Source organism: Aeromonas sp. Y318-1, from assembly GCF_027706125.1.
Taxonomy (GTDB): domain Bacteria; phylum Pseudomonadota; class Gammaproteobacteria; order Enterobacterales; family Aeromonadaceae; genus Aeromonas; species Aeromonas hydrophila.
In genome coordinates, this window is the sequence record NZ_JAPDCM010000005.1 from 147,941 (window position 1) to 161,212 (window position 13,272).

11 protein-coding genes are annotated in these 13,272 nt (G+C 65.4%); 2 read left to right on the forward strand and 9 right to left on the reverse strand.

Annotated elements, in window-relative coordinates; genetic code table 11:
- The first annotated feature begins 66 nt into the window (after positions 1-66).
- A complete protein-coding gene (locus tag OKB87_RS09515) occupies positions 67-1,281 on the forward strand; it encodes an MFS transporter (protein ID WP_270827236.1) in 1,215 nt (404 codons plus the stop codon).
- Positions 1,282-1,284: 3 nt separating this feature from the next.
- On the opposite strand, the gene OKB87_RS09520 is transcribed toward OKB87_RS09515, so the two are convergent.
- The gene (locus OKB87_RS09520) at positions 1,285-2,367 is read right to left on the reverse strand and encodes a protoglobin domain-containing protein (RefSeq protein ID WP_016351715.1); all 1,083 of its coding nucleotides are present in this window, start codon (positions 2,365-2,367) and stop codon (positions 1,285-1,287) included.
- 134 nt (positions 2,368-2,501) lie between these two features.
- Complete coding sequence (locus OKB87_RS09525) at positions 2,502-2,855, reverse strand: DsrE/DsrF/TusD sulfur relay family protein (protein WP_049048204.1); 354 nt, start codon at positions 2,853-2,855, stop codon at positions 2,502-2,504.
- A 178-nt stretch (positions 2,856-3,033) separates the two neighbouring features.
- Here OKB87_RS09525 and OKB87_RS09530 point away from each other — a divergent pair, with 178 nt between their 5' ends.
- Positions 3,034-3,408: a DUF1090 domain-containing protein gene (locus OKB87_RS09530; protein WP_045789162.1), complete on the forward strand. Its 375-nt coding sequence runs from the start codon at positions 3,034-3,036 to the stop codon at positions 3,406-3,408.
- A 69-nt stretch (positions 3,409-3,477) separates the two neighbouring features.
- Here the strand turns inward: OKB87_RS09530 and fumC are convergent, their stop codons facing one another.
- From fumC to OKB87_RS09565, 7 genes are all read right to left on the reverse strand, one after another.
- Entirely contained in the window at positions 3,478-4,872 is a 1,395-nt protein-coding gene (gene fumC, locus OKB87_RS09535) for a class II fumarate hydratase (RefSeq protein WP_270827238.1), read from the reverse strand.
- Positions 4,873-4,946: 74 nt separating this feature from the next.
- Positions 4,947-5,675 (reverse strand): dipeptidase PepE, encoded by a 729-nt coding sequence (gene pepE, locus OKB87_RS09540; RefSeq protein WP_016351712.1) that lies wholly within the window; start codon positions 5,673-5,675, stop codon positions 4,947-4,949.
- Positions 5,676-5,866: 191 nt separating this feature from the next.
- Positions 5,867-7,675 (reverse strand): carbon starvation CstA family protein, encoded by a 1,809-nt coding sequence (locus tag OKB87_RS09545; protein WP_024944260.1) that lies wholly within the window; start codon positions 7,673-7,675, stop codon positions 5,867-5,869.
- A 215-nt stretch (positions 7,676-7,890) separates the two neighbouring features.
- Complete coding sequence (gene btsR / locus OKB87_RS09550; RefSeq protein ID WP_024944259.1) at positions 7,891-8,628, reverse strand: two-component system response regulator BtsR; 738 nt, start codon at positions 8,626-8,628, stop codon at positions 7,891-7,893.
- Positions 8,622-10,316, reverse strand: coding sequence for a sensor histidine kinase (locus OKB87_RS09555; protein ID WP_270827239.1), 1,695 nt, complete (start codon positions 10,314-10,316; stop codon positions 8,622-8,624). Before OKB87_RS09555 ends, btsR begins: the two co-directional genes overlap by 7 nt.
- Before the next feature lie 223 nt (positions 10,317-10,539).
- A complete protein-coding gene (locus OKB87_RS09560; RefSeq protein WP_270827241.1) occupies positions 10,540-11,151 on the reverse strand; it encodes a response regulator transcription factor in 612 nt (203 codons plus the stop codon).
- A 1-nt stretch (position 11,152) separates the two neighbouring features.
- On the reverse strand, positions 11,153-13,096 hold the full coding sequence (locus OKB87_RS09565; RefSeq protein WP_270827242.1) for a sensor histidine kinase: 1,944 nt from the start codon (positions 13,094-13,096) through the stop codon (positions 11,153-11,155).
- Positions 13,097-13,272 lie beyond the last annotated feature (176 nt).

Genomic DNA, 13,272 nt, shown 5'->3' on the forward strand with positions numbered 1-13,272 from the left:
GTCTCCTTTGAGACCTCTTGTTATAACGATATGCTTCCCGTGCGACGGGCAACAAGGAGCAGTGTGATGTCGTGGGCCCTCCTCAGGCAGTTTCCTCCCCTGGTCTGGACCGTGATCCTGGGCACCTTCATGGTGCGCACCAGCTATTACATGGTTTGGCCGTTTCTCTCCATCTTGCTCTATCGGGAGTATGGTCTCTCGGCGACTGCCATCGGCGCCATGCTGGGGGCGACTGCCGCCATCTCCACCCTGGTCAGCTTCTATGGCGGCTGGCTGTCCGACAAGCTGGGGCGGCGCAACATCCTGCTGGCGGGTTGTCTGGTCTCCGTGCTCTGCTACGGCCTGCTCGGCTTCTCCCATTCGGTGTTCTGGCTCGGACTCGGGGTACTCGGCAGCGGCCTCTCCTCCGGGCTCATCGATGCGCCCGGCAAGGCGCTGATGGCCGACAGCCTGGCCTCGGCCAAGGCCCGCGAGCTGGCGCTGCACCTGCGTTACTTCCTGCTCAACCTGGGGGCGGCTCTCGGTCCCCTGCTGGGGGTGACCCTCGGCATCAGTGCCCAGCAGCAGACCTTCCTGCTGCTGAGTAGCAGCTACCTGCTGTTGGGGGCTGCCTTCCTCTGGGGATTTGCGCAAAGCAGGGTAGTGGCGACCCACGGCAGCGAGCTGGGCTTGCGTGCGGCCATCAAGGTGCTGTGGCTGGACCGGGGCTTCTTGCTGCTGGTGCTGGCCAACCTGCTGATGAACCTGGTCTATTCCCAGTTCCACTCACCGCTGGTGCAGTATCTGACTAGGGCCGGGACGCCAGAGGTGGCGAGCCTCATCGCCCTTCTGGTGGCCACCAACGCCCTGACCGTGGTGCTGCTGCAGTTTCCCCTGCTGCATCTCCTGGCCCGCTGGCCGGGCAAGGTGCGCCTGCAGGTCGGCATCACCCTGTTTCTGGGGGCTCAGGTGCTGTTTGCGCTGGGGGATCCGCAGCAGTGGTCGCACTGGGTCGGGGCAGTACTGATGCTGAGCGTGGGGGAGACCATACTGTTTCCGCTGCTCAACGTGCTGATCGATCAGATGTCGCCCCCGCACCTGAAGGGGAGCTACTTCGGTGCCGGTGCGCTGGCCGGGCTGGGTGGTGCCCTCGGTGCTTTGCTGGGGGGCTGGATCCTTGCCGAGTGGGGCGGTCAGGCGCTCTACGTGCTGATGGCGGTGCTCTGCCTGTTTACCTTCCTGCTCTATGAGTGGGGCGCCCGCATTGCGCGCCCGGAACGGATTCAAGTCAGGCAGGATTGAACCTCAGTGGGTACTGTTCTGGTTGACCTGCTTCATCGCCTTCTTGGCGGCATACATGCGCTCGTCGGCCAGCCGGATCAGGCTGTTGCCCTCGTCGAACTGGACCGGCCCGGTCTGTACCAGACCGATGCTGAGGGTGACGTCACTGATCTGCTCGGCCAGCGCATTGGTCAGCCGCTGCAGGTAGACGTCTCTGGCCTGCTCCTCGTTGCAGTTGGGCAGGATCAGGCAGAACTCGTCCCCGCCGTAACGGAAACAGCAATCCTCCGCCCGTGAGACCTTGCGAATGCAGTCGCCGACGATGCGCAGGATCTCGTCTCCGCGTTGATGGCCCTGGCTGTCGTTGATCTGCTTGAAGTCGTCGATGTCGAGATAGGCGATGACCACCGGCTCTGAGCGGCGCTGGCAGGTACGCAGGGTGCGGGTCAGGTTCTCCTGCAGGTGGCGCACGCTGAGCAGGCCGGTGAGGGCATCGGTCCGGCTCATCTCCTCCAGCTGCTGGGTGCGCTCGCGCACCTTCTCCTCCAGCGACTTGGCGTAGATCTCCGATTTCTCCTTGGAGGACTCGATCTCCGACACCAGGCTGCGGATATAGGTCTCAAACACCAGGGTGATGTCGAACAGGAACAGCTTGTCGAGGGCGGTCAGCATGGTGATGCGGTCCGGCTCATGGTCTATCTGGGTAAATATATCCTCGATGAGCAGCCCCTTGAGGGTGTTGATGGCGGCCAGATAGAGCTTGGGCTCCACCCCAATCCGCTTGTGCACCAGCCCGATCCGCAGCCGGTTGTTGACGTATTCCAGGTCGTACAGGCCGCTGAACAGGTCGAGAATGTAGCGGCGCTGGGCGGCCCGCAGCCGAGTGAGGGTGTCGGCGTCACCGATCAGCAGGGCAATTTCGGTGATCCCGGTCTGCAGGGTGTAAAACTTGTCGACCAGGGCGTCGATGTGGGGCTCGATTTTGGGACGGTAGCTGGCGAGCAGGGCGAAATCCCGTTCATCCAGCAGCAACAGCTCCTTGCGATGAGCGATTTCGAACTCGGTGATCCGCATTTGTTCCAGCAGAGTCTGTTCGGTTGGATTCATGGCAGTTCCCTGAACGAAAATGAAAGCGCGCACGTTGTTATCTAACTGACAGTGTAGACATTAACAGCTGTGAACAGGTTTTCAAATGGCGCAGGATTGTTGCAGATCAATGCCTGCGCCCGGTTCTGGCACCGCTAGAAGGTCAACACCTTGTCGGCCGCCAGTGTCCACTGGGCCAGCAGCGGCAGGGTGCCGACCTCGATCCCCTCGATGAGCGGCAGCGCCGTGATGCCACGGGCATCGGTACAGGTCTTGCAAAGGCGGATGCTGATCCCCTGAGCCAGCAGGATCTCCAGCATCTGGCGCAGGTTGTAGCCCTCGGCCGGAGCCTGGCCTGCCAGTGCGGCGCTGACCGCATCGGACATCAGAAACAGTTTCAGGTTGGCACCTCCCTGTTCGCGCAGGGCGATGGCCAGGCGCAGGGCATTGAACAGGGATTCGCTGCCATAGGGGGCGCCGTTGGCGATGATGACAATCTCTTGATTCATAACAGACTCCTTGATGAAAGTAGCCATTGTAGGCCCATCGACACCCCGTTGGCGTGATGTTGCACAAACTCTGTCGTTGCGGTTTGCCCGCGCCTTGACCCGGCCGGCCGAGTACGGTCTGATAGGCGGCCATCAAACATGACAGGGGAACGAGGTCGTTATGTGGAAGGTTATCGGAATGAGCATGCTGCTGTTGGCCGGCCAGGCCTATGGCAGTGAGGCCGTTGGCTGCAAGGCGCGCCAGCAGGCCGTCAAGGATCAGCTGGTGTTTGCCAAGGCGCACGGCAATGCGGATCAGGTCGCCGGGCTGGAGCGGGCTCTGCGCAATATCGAGACTCACTGTACCGACGCCGGCTTGTTCAAGGAGCAGCAGCAGCGGGTGGCCGAGCTCAAGGAGCAGGTCAACGAACGGTTGGTCGAGCTGCAAAACGCCAGGGTGACGGGCAAGCCCGACAAGATCGCCAAGAAACAGGCCAAGCTGGAAGAGGCCCAGACCAAGCTGCTGGCCGCCCAGCGCGAGCTGGATGCCCTGAGCAAGCTTGCCAAACCCTGACTCATTGATGAAAAAAGAAGCCGGCGCAGTCCGGCTTCTTTTTTATCTCGAGTTTCCCTTCGGGCTGGCTCAGCCGCCGCGCCGACCCACCATGTCGGCCGGCACCACCCAGGCATCGAATTGCTGCGCCGTCAGGTGGCCGGAGGCGATGGCCGCCTCCCGCAGGCTGAGCCCCTCATGGTGGGCCCGCTTGGCGATCTCTGCCGCCTTGTCATAGCCGATATGGGGGTTGAGCGCCGTCACCAGCATCAGGGAGCGGGCCAGCAGCTCGTCGATGCGGGGCTGGTTCGGGGTGATGCCGACGGCGCAGTGGTCGTGGAAGCTCTGCATGCCGTCCGCCAGCAGTCGCAAGCTCTGCAGGAAGTTGTGGGCGATCATCGGCCTGAACACGTTGAGCTCGAAGTTGCCGCTGGCGCCGCCGATGTTGATGGCGACGTCGTTGCCCATCACTTGAGCGCATAGCATGGTGAGCGCCTCGCACTGGGTCGGGTTGACCTTGCCGGGCATGATGGAGGAGCCTGGCTCGTTTTCCGGGATGAGCAGCTCTCCCAGCCCGCTGCGGGGGCCGCTCGCTAGCCAGCGCACGTCGTTGGCGATCTTCATGAGGGAGGCGGCCAGCGTCTTGAGGGCGCCGTGGCCATGGACCAGGGCATCGCTGGCGGCCAGCGCCTCGAACTTGTTGGGGGCGCTTATCAGCGGCAGGCTGGTCTGCTCGGCCAAGGTGGCGGCCACCGCGTCGGCGAAGCCGGGCGGGGTGTTGAGGCCGGTGCCGACGGCGGTGCCCCCCAGCGCCAACTCGCACAGATGGGGCAGGGCGGCCCGGATATGGCGCTCCCCCTGCTCGAGCTGGGCGACCCAGCCGGAGAACTCCTGCCCCAGGGTGAGCGGGGTGGCATCCTGCAGATGGGTGCGGCCGATCTTGACGATGTCGTCGAAGGCCGCCGCCTTGCCGGCCAGGGTGGTGCGCAGGGTCGCCAGGGCGGGCAGCAGGTGCTGGGTGATGGCCGTGACGGCCGCCAGGTTCATGGCGCTCGGGAAGACGTCGTTGCTCGACTGGCTCTTGTTCACCTCGTCGTTGGGGTGCACCAGCCGCCCCTCGCCACGGGTGCCGCCGAGCAGCTCGCTGGCCCGGTTGGCCAGCACCTCGTTGAGGTTCATGTTGGTCTGGGTGCCGGAGCCGGTCTGCCATACCCGCAGCGGGAACTCCTCATCATGCTGGCCGCACAGGATCTCGTCGGCGGCACTCATGATGGCCTGGGCCGTGCGGGCGGGCAGCAGTCCGTTGGCGTGGTTGACCCGGGCACAGGCCGACTTGATGCGGGCCAGGGCGTGGATCAGCGCCATCGGCTGGCGCTCGCCGGAGATGTCGAAGTGCTGCAGGGAGCGCTGGGTCTGGGCCCCCCACAGCCGATCGGCCGGCACGGCGATCGCGCCGAAGCTGTCGTGTTCAGTCCTGCTCTTCATCTCATCCTCCCTTCATTGCGAAAACAGGGGCGACATCCTGCGCCCCCTGTGGGTTTTCAGCCGGTCAGCGCCATTCAGCTGCGCGGGCGAAACGGCGTCAGCTCGGCCAGCGGCGCGGCCGTGCTGAACTCCTGAGTGGTCTCGGCGTGTTTGAAGATCTTGAAGCCTTCGCCGCGGGCGCTCCAGTATTCGATATGCTCGCCACTGACCTGGAGCAGGCTGGCCTCGCGCAGGGCCACCACGTGTTCGCTCGGGTTGATGGCGCAGAACTCGGCCAGGCGCTCGTCGCGGGTCTCCCCCATGTGGCCGCTGATGCTGGCATCCAGATAGTGGGGGTTGATCTGCAGCGGGAACAGCCCCAGCGCAGGCAGCACGGCGGCGCTACAGACCGGCATGTCGTTGGTGGTGCGGATGCTCGGGGTTGCCACGTTGCAACCGGCGCTCCAGCCCACATAGGGCACGCCCCGCTCGCGCACGGCACGCTGGATGGGCACCACCAGGCCGTTTTCGTGCAGCAGCTGGTTGAGGCGCCAGGTGTTGCCGCCGCTGATGAAGATGGCGTCGGCATGGTTGATCGCGTCCACCGGGTCATCGAACTGATGGATGCTGATGGCCTCCACCCCCAGGCTCTCGCTGAGCTCCAGGGCGCGGGCATCCCAGTCACTGCGGATCACCGCGTAGGGGATGAGCAGGATGCGCTTGACCTGTTTGCGGGCGAGCAGGGTCTGCACCCGATCCCGGGCCCAGCCGAGCAGGCCCGGGCATTCGGTGGCTTTGCCGTTGCTGAGAAGAAGCAGTTCCATGAAGCGTGTCCTCGATAAGTGAAAGCGCGAAGAGGTCACCGGCTCAGGCCGGGTGACGGAAGCCCCCATTCTAGCCCGATCGCTGCTCGGGTTCTGTGATCGATGGCGCCATGTATCCTGATGAGGCCGTTTTTTGACCGCCAGATGCAACAAACCCCGGCATGCCGGGGTTTGTGGTTGCAGCGGATGGGTCAGCTGGCGCTGGCCGGAGCAATCCGGAACTCGGGTTGCTGGCGCAGTTTCCACAGCTCAATCCACTTGCGGATGGCTGACACCAGGATGACGGCGCCCAGCCCCAGCATCAGCAGCGAGATACCGCCGTTAAGCAGGTTGTAGCCCTTGGCTTCGGGGTTGAAGTAGACGTGGCTGACCATCCAGTAACCGGCGTAGTTGACGGTGACGAACAGGTAGGCCAGCGGGATCAGGCAGGTCAGCATGTAGCGGCGCTTGCTGGCCAGTCGCAGGATGATGGTGGCACCTATGATGAGGCCCACCGAGGCCATCAGCTGGTTCGAGACCCCGAACAGCGCCCACACCGAGCCGATATCGCCGGACATCAGCAGATACCCCCACATCACGCAGGCGAGCACGCTGGCCCCGATGGCGCCCGGCATCCAGTCGATGCGCTTGAGGGGCGGGTAGAACTCGCCGAAGAAGTCCTGAATCAGGTAGCGGGAGACCCGGGTGCCGGAGTCAACGGCCGTCAGGATAAAGACCGCTTCAAACATCACCACGAACTGGAAGAAGTAGGAGGCGAGATTGCTGAACCAGGGCACCTTGGTGAAGATGTAGGACATGCCCACCGCCAGGGTGACGGCGCCGCCAGTGCGGCCGTTCAGGTCCATGCCGATCTCCTGGGAGAGGAACGGCAAGTCCACCACCTGCATCCCCAGCTTGGCGAAGGCCTCCGGAGTGGCGTTGATGGCGAAGTAGTCGGCCGGGTGCAGGGCGGTGGCGGCGATCAGCGCCATCACGCCCACCACGCACTCGGCCAGCATGGCACCGAAGGCGACCGGCAGAATGTCGCTCCACTTGTCCACCAGTTTCGGGGTGGTGCCGGAGCCGATGAAGGCGTGGAAGCCGGAGATGGCGCCACAGGCGATGGTGATTGAGATAAAGGGCCAGACCGGGCCGCCCAGTACCGGGCCGCCGCCGTGGACGAACTGGGTCATGGCGGGGAACTGGATCTCGGGGTTGATGCAGATGACGCCGATGACCAAGGCGCCGAACACGCCGATCTTCATGAAGCTGGAGATGTAGCCGCGCGGGGTGAGCAGCAGCCAGACTGGCAGCGCGGTGGCGAAGAAGGCGTAGACCGGTAGCGCCAGACTGATGGTCTCGGCGCGCAGGGTCAGCCAGGCACCGAAGGCGCTCTCTTGCACGTAGGGGCCAAAGAAGACGCAGGCCAGCACGGCGATGAAGCCCACCCAGGAGGCGGCTTGCAGGTTGCCGGTCAGCTTGTGCCAGATCCCCACCACCATGGAGATGGGGATGGTCATGAACACCGCGAACACGCCCCAGGCGTTACGCTCCAGCGCGTGTACCACCACCATGGAGAGACCCGCCATGGTGATGGTGATGATGAACAGCATCGCAAGGCCGGTACACCAGCCGGCGATGGGGCCGAGCTCGGCCTTGGCCACCTCGGAGAGGGACTTGCCCTGATGCTTCATGGAGGCGAACAGCACGACTGTGTCGTGCACCGCGCCGCCGATGACGCAGCCGATCAGCAGCCAGAGAAAGCTCGGCAGGTAGCCGTACTGGGCCGCCAGGACCGGGCCCACCAGCGGGCCGGCGGCGGCGATGGCCGCGAAGTGCTGGCCGAAGTTGACCCACTTGTTGGTCGGTACATAGTTTTTGCCATCTTCCAGCTGGTGGGAGGGGGTGACCAGCTTGTCGTCGGCCATCAGCACCTTGCGCACAAAGAACACGCCGTAGAGGCGATAGGCGATGGCGAGGATGCAGAGGGCCGCAATGACGAAGGTGATTGCGTGTTGCATGACGGAGTTTCCTTTTCCTGCGGCCAATCTGGCCGGGCTCAGGCTGCACTCTACGCAGGCGGTGGGGAAAGGGGAGCGCAGAAAAGGTCAGTGGCAGAGGGCCGCCCGCGAGCGGCAGAAAAGCGGCCCCGAGCGGTTTGAGGGATGAGCCGGCGGGCTCGGCAAGCGGGTGAGTGGTAACGGGCAGAGCAGGAGCGGGGAGAGTGGCCCGCTCCTCAGGGGATCTCCAGCAGCTCCTTGAGGGGCTTGAGGTAGCGGCGGCTCACCGGCACCTTGTGGCCGCCCTGGGTCACCACCTCTGCCAGCCCGCCGTCGAGCAGCAGGATCTCGCGGATCTGGCCGGGATTGAGCAGGTACTGGCGGTGACAGCGCACGAAGCCAGTCTTCTCCTCCAGGGTGCGCAGGGTCAGCTCAGTGGTGCCCTGCTGCTGGGCGCTCACCACCTTGTTGCCGGCCAGATCGCTGTGGACGAACTCCACCTCGCCAAGGGGCAGCAGCAGGATGCGGTTGTGGCCGCTGCAGGGGATGCTGCGCAGGGGCTGGGCGATGCGGGTCGGATCCGGCAGCGGCTGGCCCGCCAGCTCCCCCTTTGGCGAAAGCAGCCGCTGGATGCGCTCCAGCGCCTTGTTCATCCGCTCTGCCGTGACCGGTTTGAGCAGGTAGTCGAGGGCGTTCTCCTCGAACGCGCGCAGGGCAAACTCGTCGTAGGCGGTGATGAAGACGATGTGGGGACGCAAGTCCGGGTCCAGCATGCTCACCAGCTCCAGCCCGCTGATGCGCGGCATCTGGATGTCGAGAAACAGCAGGTCGGGTTTGAGGCGATGGATGGCGGGCAGCGCCTCCATGGCATGGGCACACTCCCCCAGCAGGCGGATGTTGCCCGCCTGCTCCAGCAGCAGCCGCAGCTCCTCGCGGGCGAGGGGTTCATCGTCGACGATCAGGGCGGTCAGCATGGGCTCTCCTGCAGGGGAAGGGTGATCCTCACCCGGGTGGATTGATGGGGCTCGCAGTGAATGGTGACCCCGTACTCGGCGCCGTAACGGGCCTTGATGCGCCGGTCCACTATGTTCATGCCAAGGCCGCTCTCCTCCCGGCTGGTCTGATAGAGGCCGGCGTTGTCACAGACCTCCAGCACCAGCTGCTCGCCCTCCTGCCGCGCCGTCAGGGTGAGCCGGCCGGGCTCGAACATCTGGGAGATGCCGTGCTTGATGGCGTTCTCGACGATGGGCTGCAGGGAGAAGGTGGGCAGCCGGTACTCCAGCAGCGGATCGGGGATGTCGATCTGCACGCTCAGGTGCTCGGCGAAGCGGGCCTGCTCGATGTGCAGGTAGGCGTTCACGTGCTCCAGCTCGTCGGCCAGGGTCACCTCGTCCCCTTGGCGCTTGAGGTTCTTGCGAAAGAAGGTGGAGAGGTGATGCACCAGGGTGCGGGCATCCTCGGGGTCGCGCCGGATCACCGCCGCCAGGGTGTTGAGGGCGTTGAACAGGAAGTGCGGGTTGATCTGGGCCTGCAACAGCTTGATCTCCGACTGGGCCAGCAGCCGCTTCTGCTCGTTGTACTTGCTGGCCAGGATCTGGCCGGAGAGCAGCCGGGCGATCCCTTCCCCCAGGGTGCGGTTGATGGAGGAGAAGAACTTGCGCTTGGGCTCGTAGAGCTTGATGGTGCCCACCACCGAGCCCTCTTCCCCCCGCAGCGGAATGACCAGCGAGGAGCCGAGCCGACACTGGGGATGCAGGTTGCAGCTGTAGGGGATGAGATTGCCGTCGGCATAGACCACCTCGTTGTGCTGGATCGCCTTGAAGGTGTGGGCCGAGTTGATGGCGGTGCCCGGCAGGTGGTGATCCTCGCCGATGCCGATGAAGGCGAGCAGTTTCTCCCGATCGGTGATGGCCACCGCGCCCACCCCTGTCTCCTCGTAGAGGATGCGCACCATCTGCTGGCACGCCTCCTGGGTGAAGCCCTTGTCCAGCACCCGCATCGCCCGCTCGGCGATCTTGAGGGCGCGGGCGGAGAAGGCGACCGAGTACTTCTCCAGCATGGCGCGGTGATCGAGGATCATCCGCATGAACATGGCGGCCCCCAGGGTATTGGCCACCAGCATAGGGGCTATGATGTTCTCGATGAGGTGGACGGCGTCGTCAAACGGACGGGCCACCAGCAATATGATCCCCATCTGCATCAGCTCGGCGATGAGGGCCACAGATCCCACTACCCAGGGGCTGAACAGCAGGTCGAGCCGGTGGCGGGCGACGAAGTGGCGATGCACCAAGCCGCCGAGCAGCCCCTCGGCGATGGTGGAGAAGGTGCAGGCGAGCGCGGTAAAGCCCCCCAGCGAGTAGCGATGGATGCCGCCGGTGAGCCCTACCAGCAGCCCCACCACCGGGCCGCCGACGATGCCGCCGAGCACGGCGCCGATGGCGCGGGTGTTGGCGATGGAGTCCTCGACTCTCAGGCCAAAGTAGGTGCCCATCACGCAGAAGCCGGAGAAGATGAGGTAGCAGAGGATCTTGTGGGGCCAGCTCAGGGTCACCTGGGTCAGCGGCATGAACAGCGGCGTCTTGGAGAGCAGCCAGGCGATCACCAGATAGACGCAGAGCTGCTGGAAGAGAGATATCACGAGCGCGAATTGTTCGAAAGCCACGGCACACTATCTCGAAAGGGGATGCTCATCCAATGGACGCGGAGTATTAGCAAACCCCGATTTGCGCTGCAAGTTGCGGGCGCCGGAATAGCGCGCCTGCGCACAGATTTGCCGGCACCCTGAGCCAAAGGCATCCCCTGTGCGGCCGATGGGGGATGGGCATAGGCCCGGCAAGTGGGTCACTCTCCCGGCCCGGCTCAGGGGCCTGGATTAGTGGCTTGGCTCAGGGGGCTGAATGGACGTTTGCATAGAGCAGCATCAGCTCGGCCAGGGAATCGACCTCGAGGCGCCGCATCAGGCTGGCGCGGCACACCTCGACAGTGCGCACCGAGATGCAGAGATCCTGCGCTATCTGCTGGTTCTTGTGGCCCCGGGCGATGAGCTGCAGCAGCTGGTGCTCGCGCGGGGTGAGCCGCCGGTAGGCAGTCAGCTGGGCGAAACGGGTGGCCGCACTCAGCGTCGCCTGCTCGGCCCGTGCGATGGCGGCGAGCAGGGGGGCCAGCTGCACCGGCTTTTGCAAGAAATCCACTGCCCCCAGCTTGAGGGACTCCACCGCCAGCGGCACCTCGCCGTGGCCGGTGAGAAACAGGATGGCGATGGGGCTCTGGGCCGCCTTCAGCCGCTGCTGCACCTCGGGGCCCGACAGCCCCGGCATGCGGCAGTCGAGGATGAGGCAGGCGGGCTGGTACAGGTCGACCTCGGCCAGAAAGCGCTCGCCATCGGCAAAGCTGAGCAGCTGCCGCTCGTCGCAGCTCTCCAGCATGAAGCGCAGGGAGTCGAGCACGGCCTCGTCGTCGTCAACCAGATAGAGCGGGGGGCGGGCAGGGGGCGGCATCTCAGTTCCTCGGCATGTCGGTGGATGAAGGGAGGGTTTCGGGTGGCGGCACGGGCACAATGACCCGGGCCAGACAGCCGTGGGGGCTCAGGTTCTCCAGACTGAACTGGCCGCGATGGCTCTCGACCACCTCCCGGCAGATGGCCAGCCCCAGCCCCATGCCATCCGGCTTGTCGCTGTAAAACGCCTGCTGCAGTTCGGTCGCGGGGACCTTCAGGCCGGCGCCGTTGTCGCGGATCTCCAGCAGCAGGCTCTGTGACTCGAAGGCGATCAGCAGCTCGACCCGGGCAGGCGCCTGCGCCGGTGCTTGCGTAGGGGGGTGAGTAGGGGAGTGAACAGCGGCGCGCGCCCTCTTCGCTACCCTCTGCGCCGCACTCTCGGCGCCATTCTTGATGAGGTTGACCAGCAACTGCTCTATCCCGGTGCCGTCCAGAGGGAGCCGGCGCGGCTGGCCCCGCCAGTGCAGGGTGAAGGCGACGTCGAGCGGCGCCAGCATCTGCTCCAGCAGGGGGCGCAACTCCGCCACCAGGGTGGGCAGGTCGTAAGGCGCGACGCGGGGAGAGCGCTTTTGCAGCCTGGCTCTGAGCCGGTTGACGGTCTGGGTGATGCGCTGGACCTGGAGCCCTATCTGCTCCAGGGCCTGACGCAGGGAGGCCTGGGCGGCAGCCTGGGCCGGATCCTGTGCCAATCTGTCCAGTCGCAACAAGGCCCCCTGGCTGTAGTTGGCGATGGCGCTTAGGGGCTGATTGATCTCGTGAGCCACGTTGGCGCCCAGCTCGCCCAGTTCGGCGAGCCGTCTGGCCTGTGCCAGCTGGCGTCCCTTCTGCTCGAGCTGGTGACGGGCTTTGAGCAGCCGGCGCTGGCTGCGGTTGAACAGGTATTGCAGCAGCAGGTGGTGGCCCCCCAGTAGCAGAACCAGCGCCAGGGCGCCCCAGCCCCACTGTTGATGCTGGCGCAGCCAGTGCCAGGCCGCTTGCCACCAGGGGCCCTGTAGCGGGTGGCGATACAGCGCCTTGAGCAGGCGGTCGATGGCAAGCTCGCTGGTGGGCACGGTCCAGCCCGCCGAATCGGCGGCGATGGCCGCCTCGCTATCAGCGGGCAGATCGAACAGCGCACGGGTCACCGTCAGCGCCAGGGCGGGGGAGGCCCGCTCTGTCTTGGCGAAGGACCAGTTGGGGTAGAGCCGGGTCGAGCTCTGGCAGCCAAAGCCGGCCGGCGCCTGATCGTCCAGCACCCGATATGCCCCCTTGGCGACCTTGCCTTCCCGCTCCATGCGCTCGAGCTGGCACACCGGCACGATGGCGGCGGCCACCTCCCCTGCCGCCAGCCGCTCGACGAGCCGGTCCAATGGAAAGCCGGTGAACTGAACTGTGGAGAAGAAGTGCTCCAGCCTGACCCCCTGTTCGCCCGCCTCGAAGCGATAGGCGAGGTAGCCGCCGAAGGCGTTCTCAGAGACGGCGGCGACCGCTTGCCCCTCTAGGTCACACCAGTGTCGGTAGGGGGCCTGGGCGGGCACCACCAGCGCCGCGCCGATGGCGAGGTTGTCCCCCCCGGCCGGGCTCTTGAGGGTGGCGAGCCAGGCCAGCGGATACTGGCGCGCCAGGCTCACCGACTGGCCCGGGTTGGTGATGACGAAATCGAGGTGCTCGCGGGCGACGGCCTCGGCCAGTTCATCGAGCCCTAGCGGATGCAGCACGAAGCGCTGGCCGGGCACGTGCTGTGCCAGCCAGCGCAGCAGCGGTTGCCACTGGGCTCTGGCCAGGGCCGGGCCGCGGGTCGCCAGCACGCCGATGCGTATCGGCTCGGCCAAGGTCTGCACCGGCGTGGCCTGGGATGGTGCGGATTCCTGTCGGGCCGGCGCTGGCGAAGAGGGGGTCGGGGCGGCCTGCACCCGCAGCGGCAGGGCTGACAGGGCGAGCCAAAGCAGCAGGCTGAGCAGGGGCAAGGGAACTGGGGCGTGCAGGGGGCTCTCCTCTCGGTGCAAAGGGGGCAGTCTATCACCGGGGCGCGCGCTTGCACGCGAACGGGGCCGGGAGGGGCGGCAAACGCCGCCCCGGTCACAGTTCAGCAGGGCTGGGGCATTTTTTATTGCGCTGGATCAACCCGGCTCCCGGTATGTGG

Coding starts and splice junctions, on each gene's coding strand:
- fumC (WP_270827238.1), bottom strand. CDS start 4,872: ATGAAGAGCAGGACTGAACACGACAGCTTCGGCGCGATCGCCGTGCCG.
- btsR (WP_024944259.1), bottom strand. CDS start 8,628: ATGCTGACCGCCCTGATCGTCGACGATGAACCCCTCGCCCGCGAGGAG.
- OKB87_RS09530 (WP_045789162.1), top strand. CDS start 3,034: ATGAGCATGCTGCTGTTGGCCGGCCAGGCCTATGGCAGTGAGGCCGTT.
- OKB87_RS09525 (WP_049048204.1), bottom strand. CDS start 2,855: ATGAATCAAGAGATTGTCATCATCGCCAACGGCGCCCCCTATGGCAGC.
- OKB87_RS09545 (WP_024944260.1), bottom strand. CDS start 7,675: ATGCAACACGCAATCACCTTCGTCATTGCGGCCCTCTGCATCCTCGCC.
- OKB87_RS09520 (WP_016351715.1), bottom strand. CDS start 2,367: ATGAATCCAACCGAACAGACTCTGCTGGAACAAATGCGGATCACCGAG.
- OKB87_RS09515 (WP_270827236.1), top strand. CDS start 67: ATGTCGTGGGCCCTCCTCAGGCAGTTTCCTCCCCTGGTCTGGACCGTG.
- OKB87_RS09560 (WP_270827241.1), bottom strand. CDS start 11,151: ATGCCGCCCCCTGCCCGCCCCCCGCTCTATCTGGTTGACGACGACGAG.
- pepE (WP_016351712.1), bottom strand. CDS start 5,675: ATGGAACTGCTTCTTCTCAGCAACGGCAAAGCCACCGAATGCCCGGGC.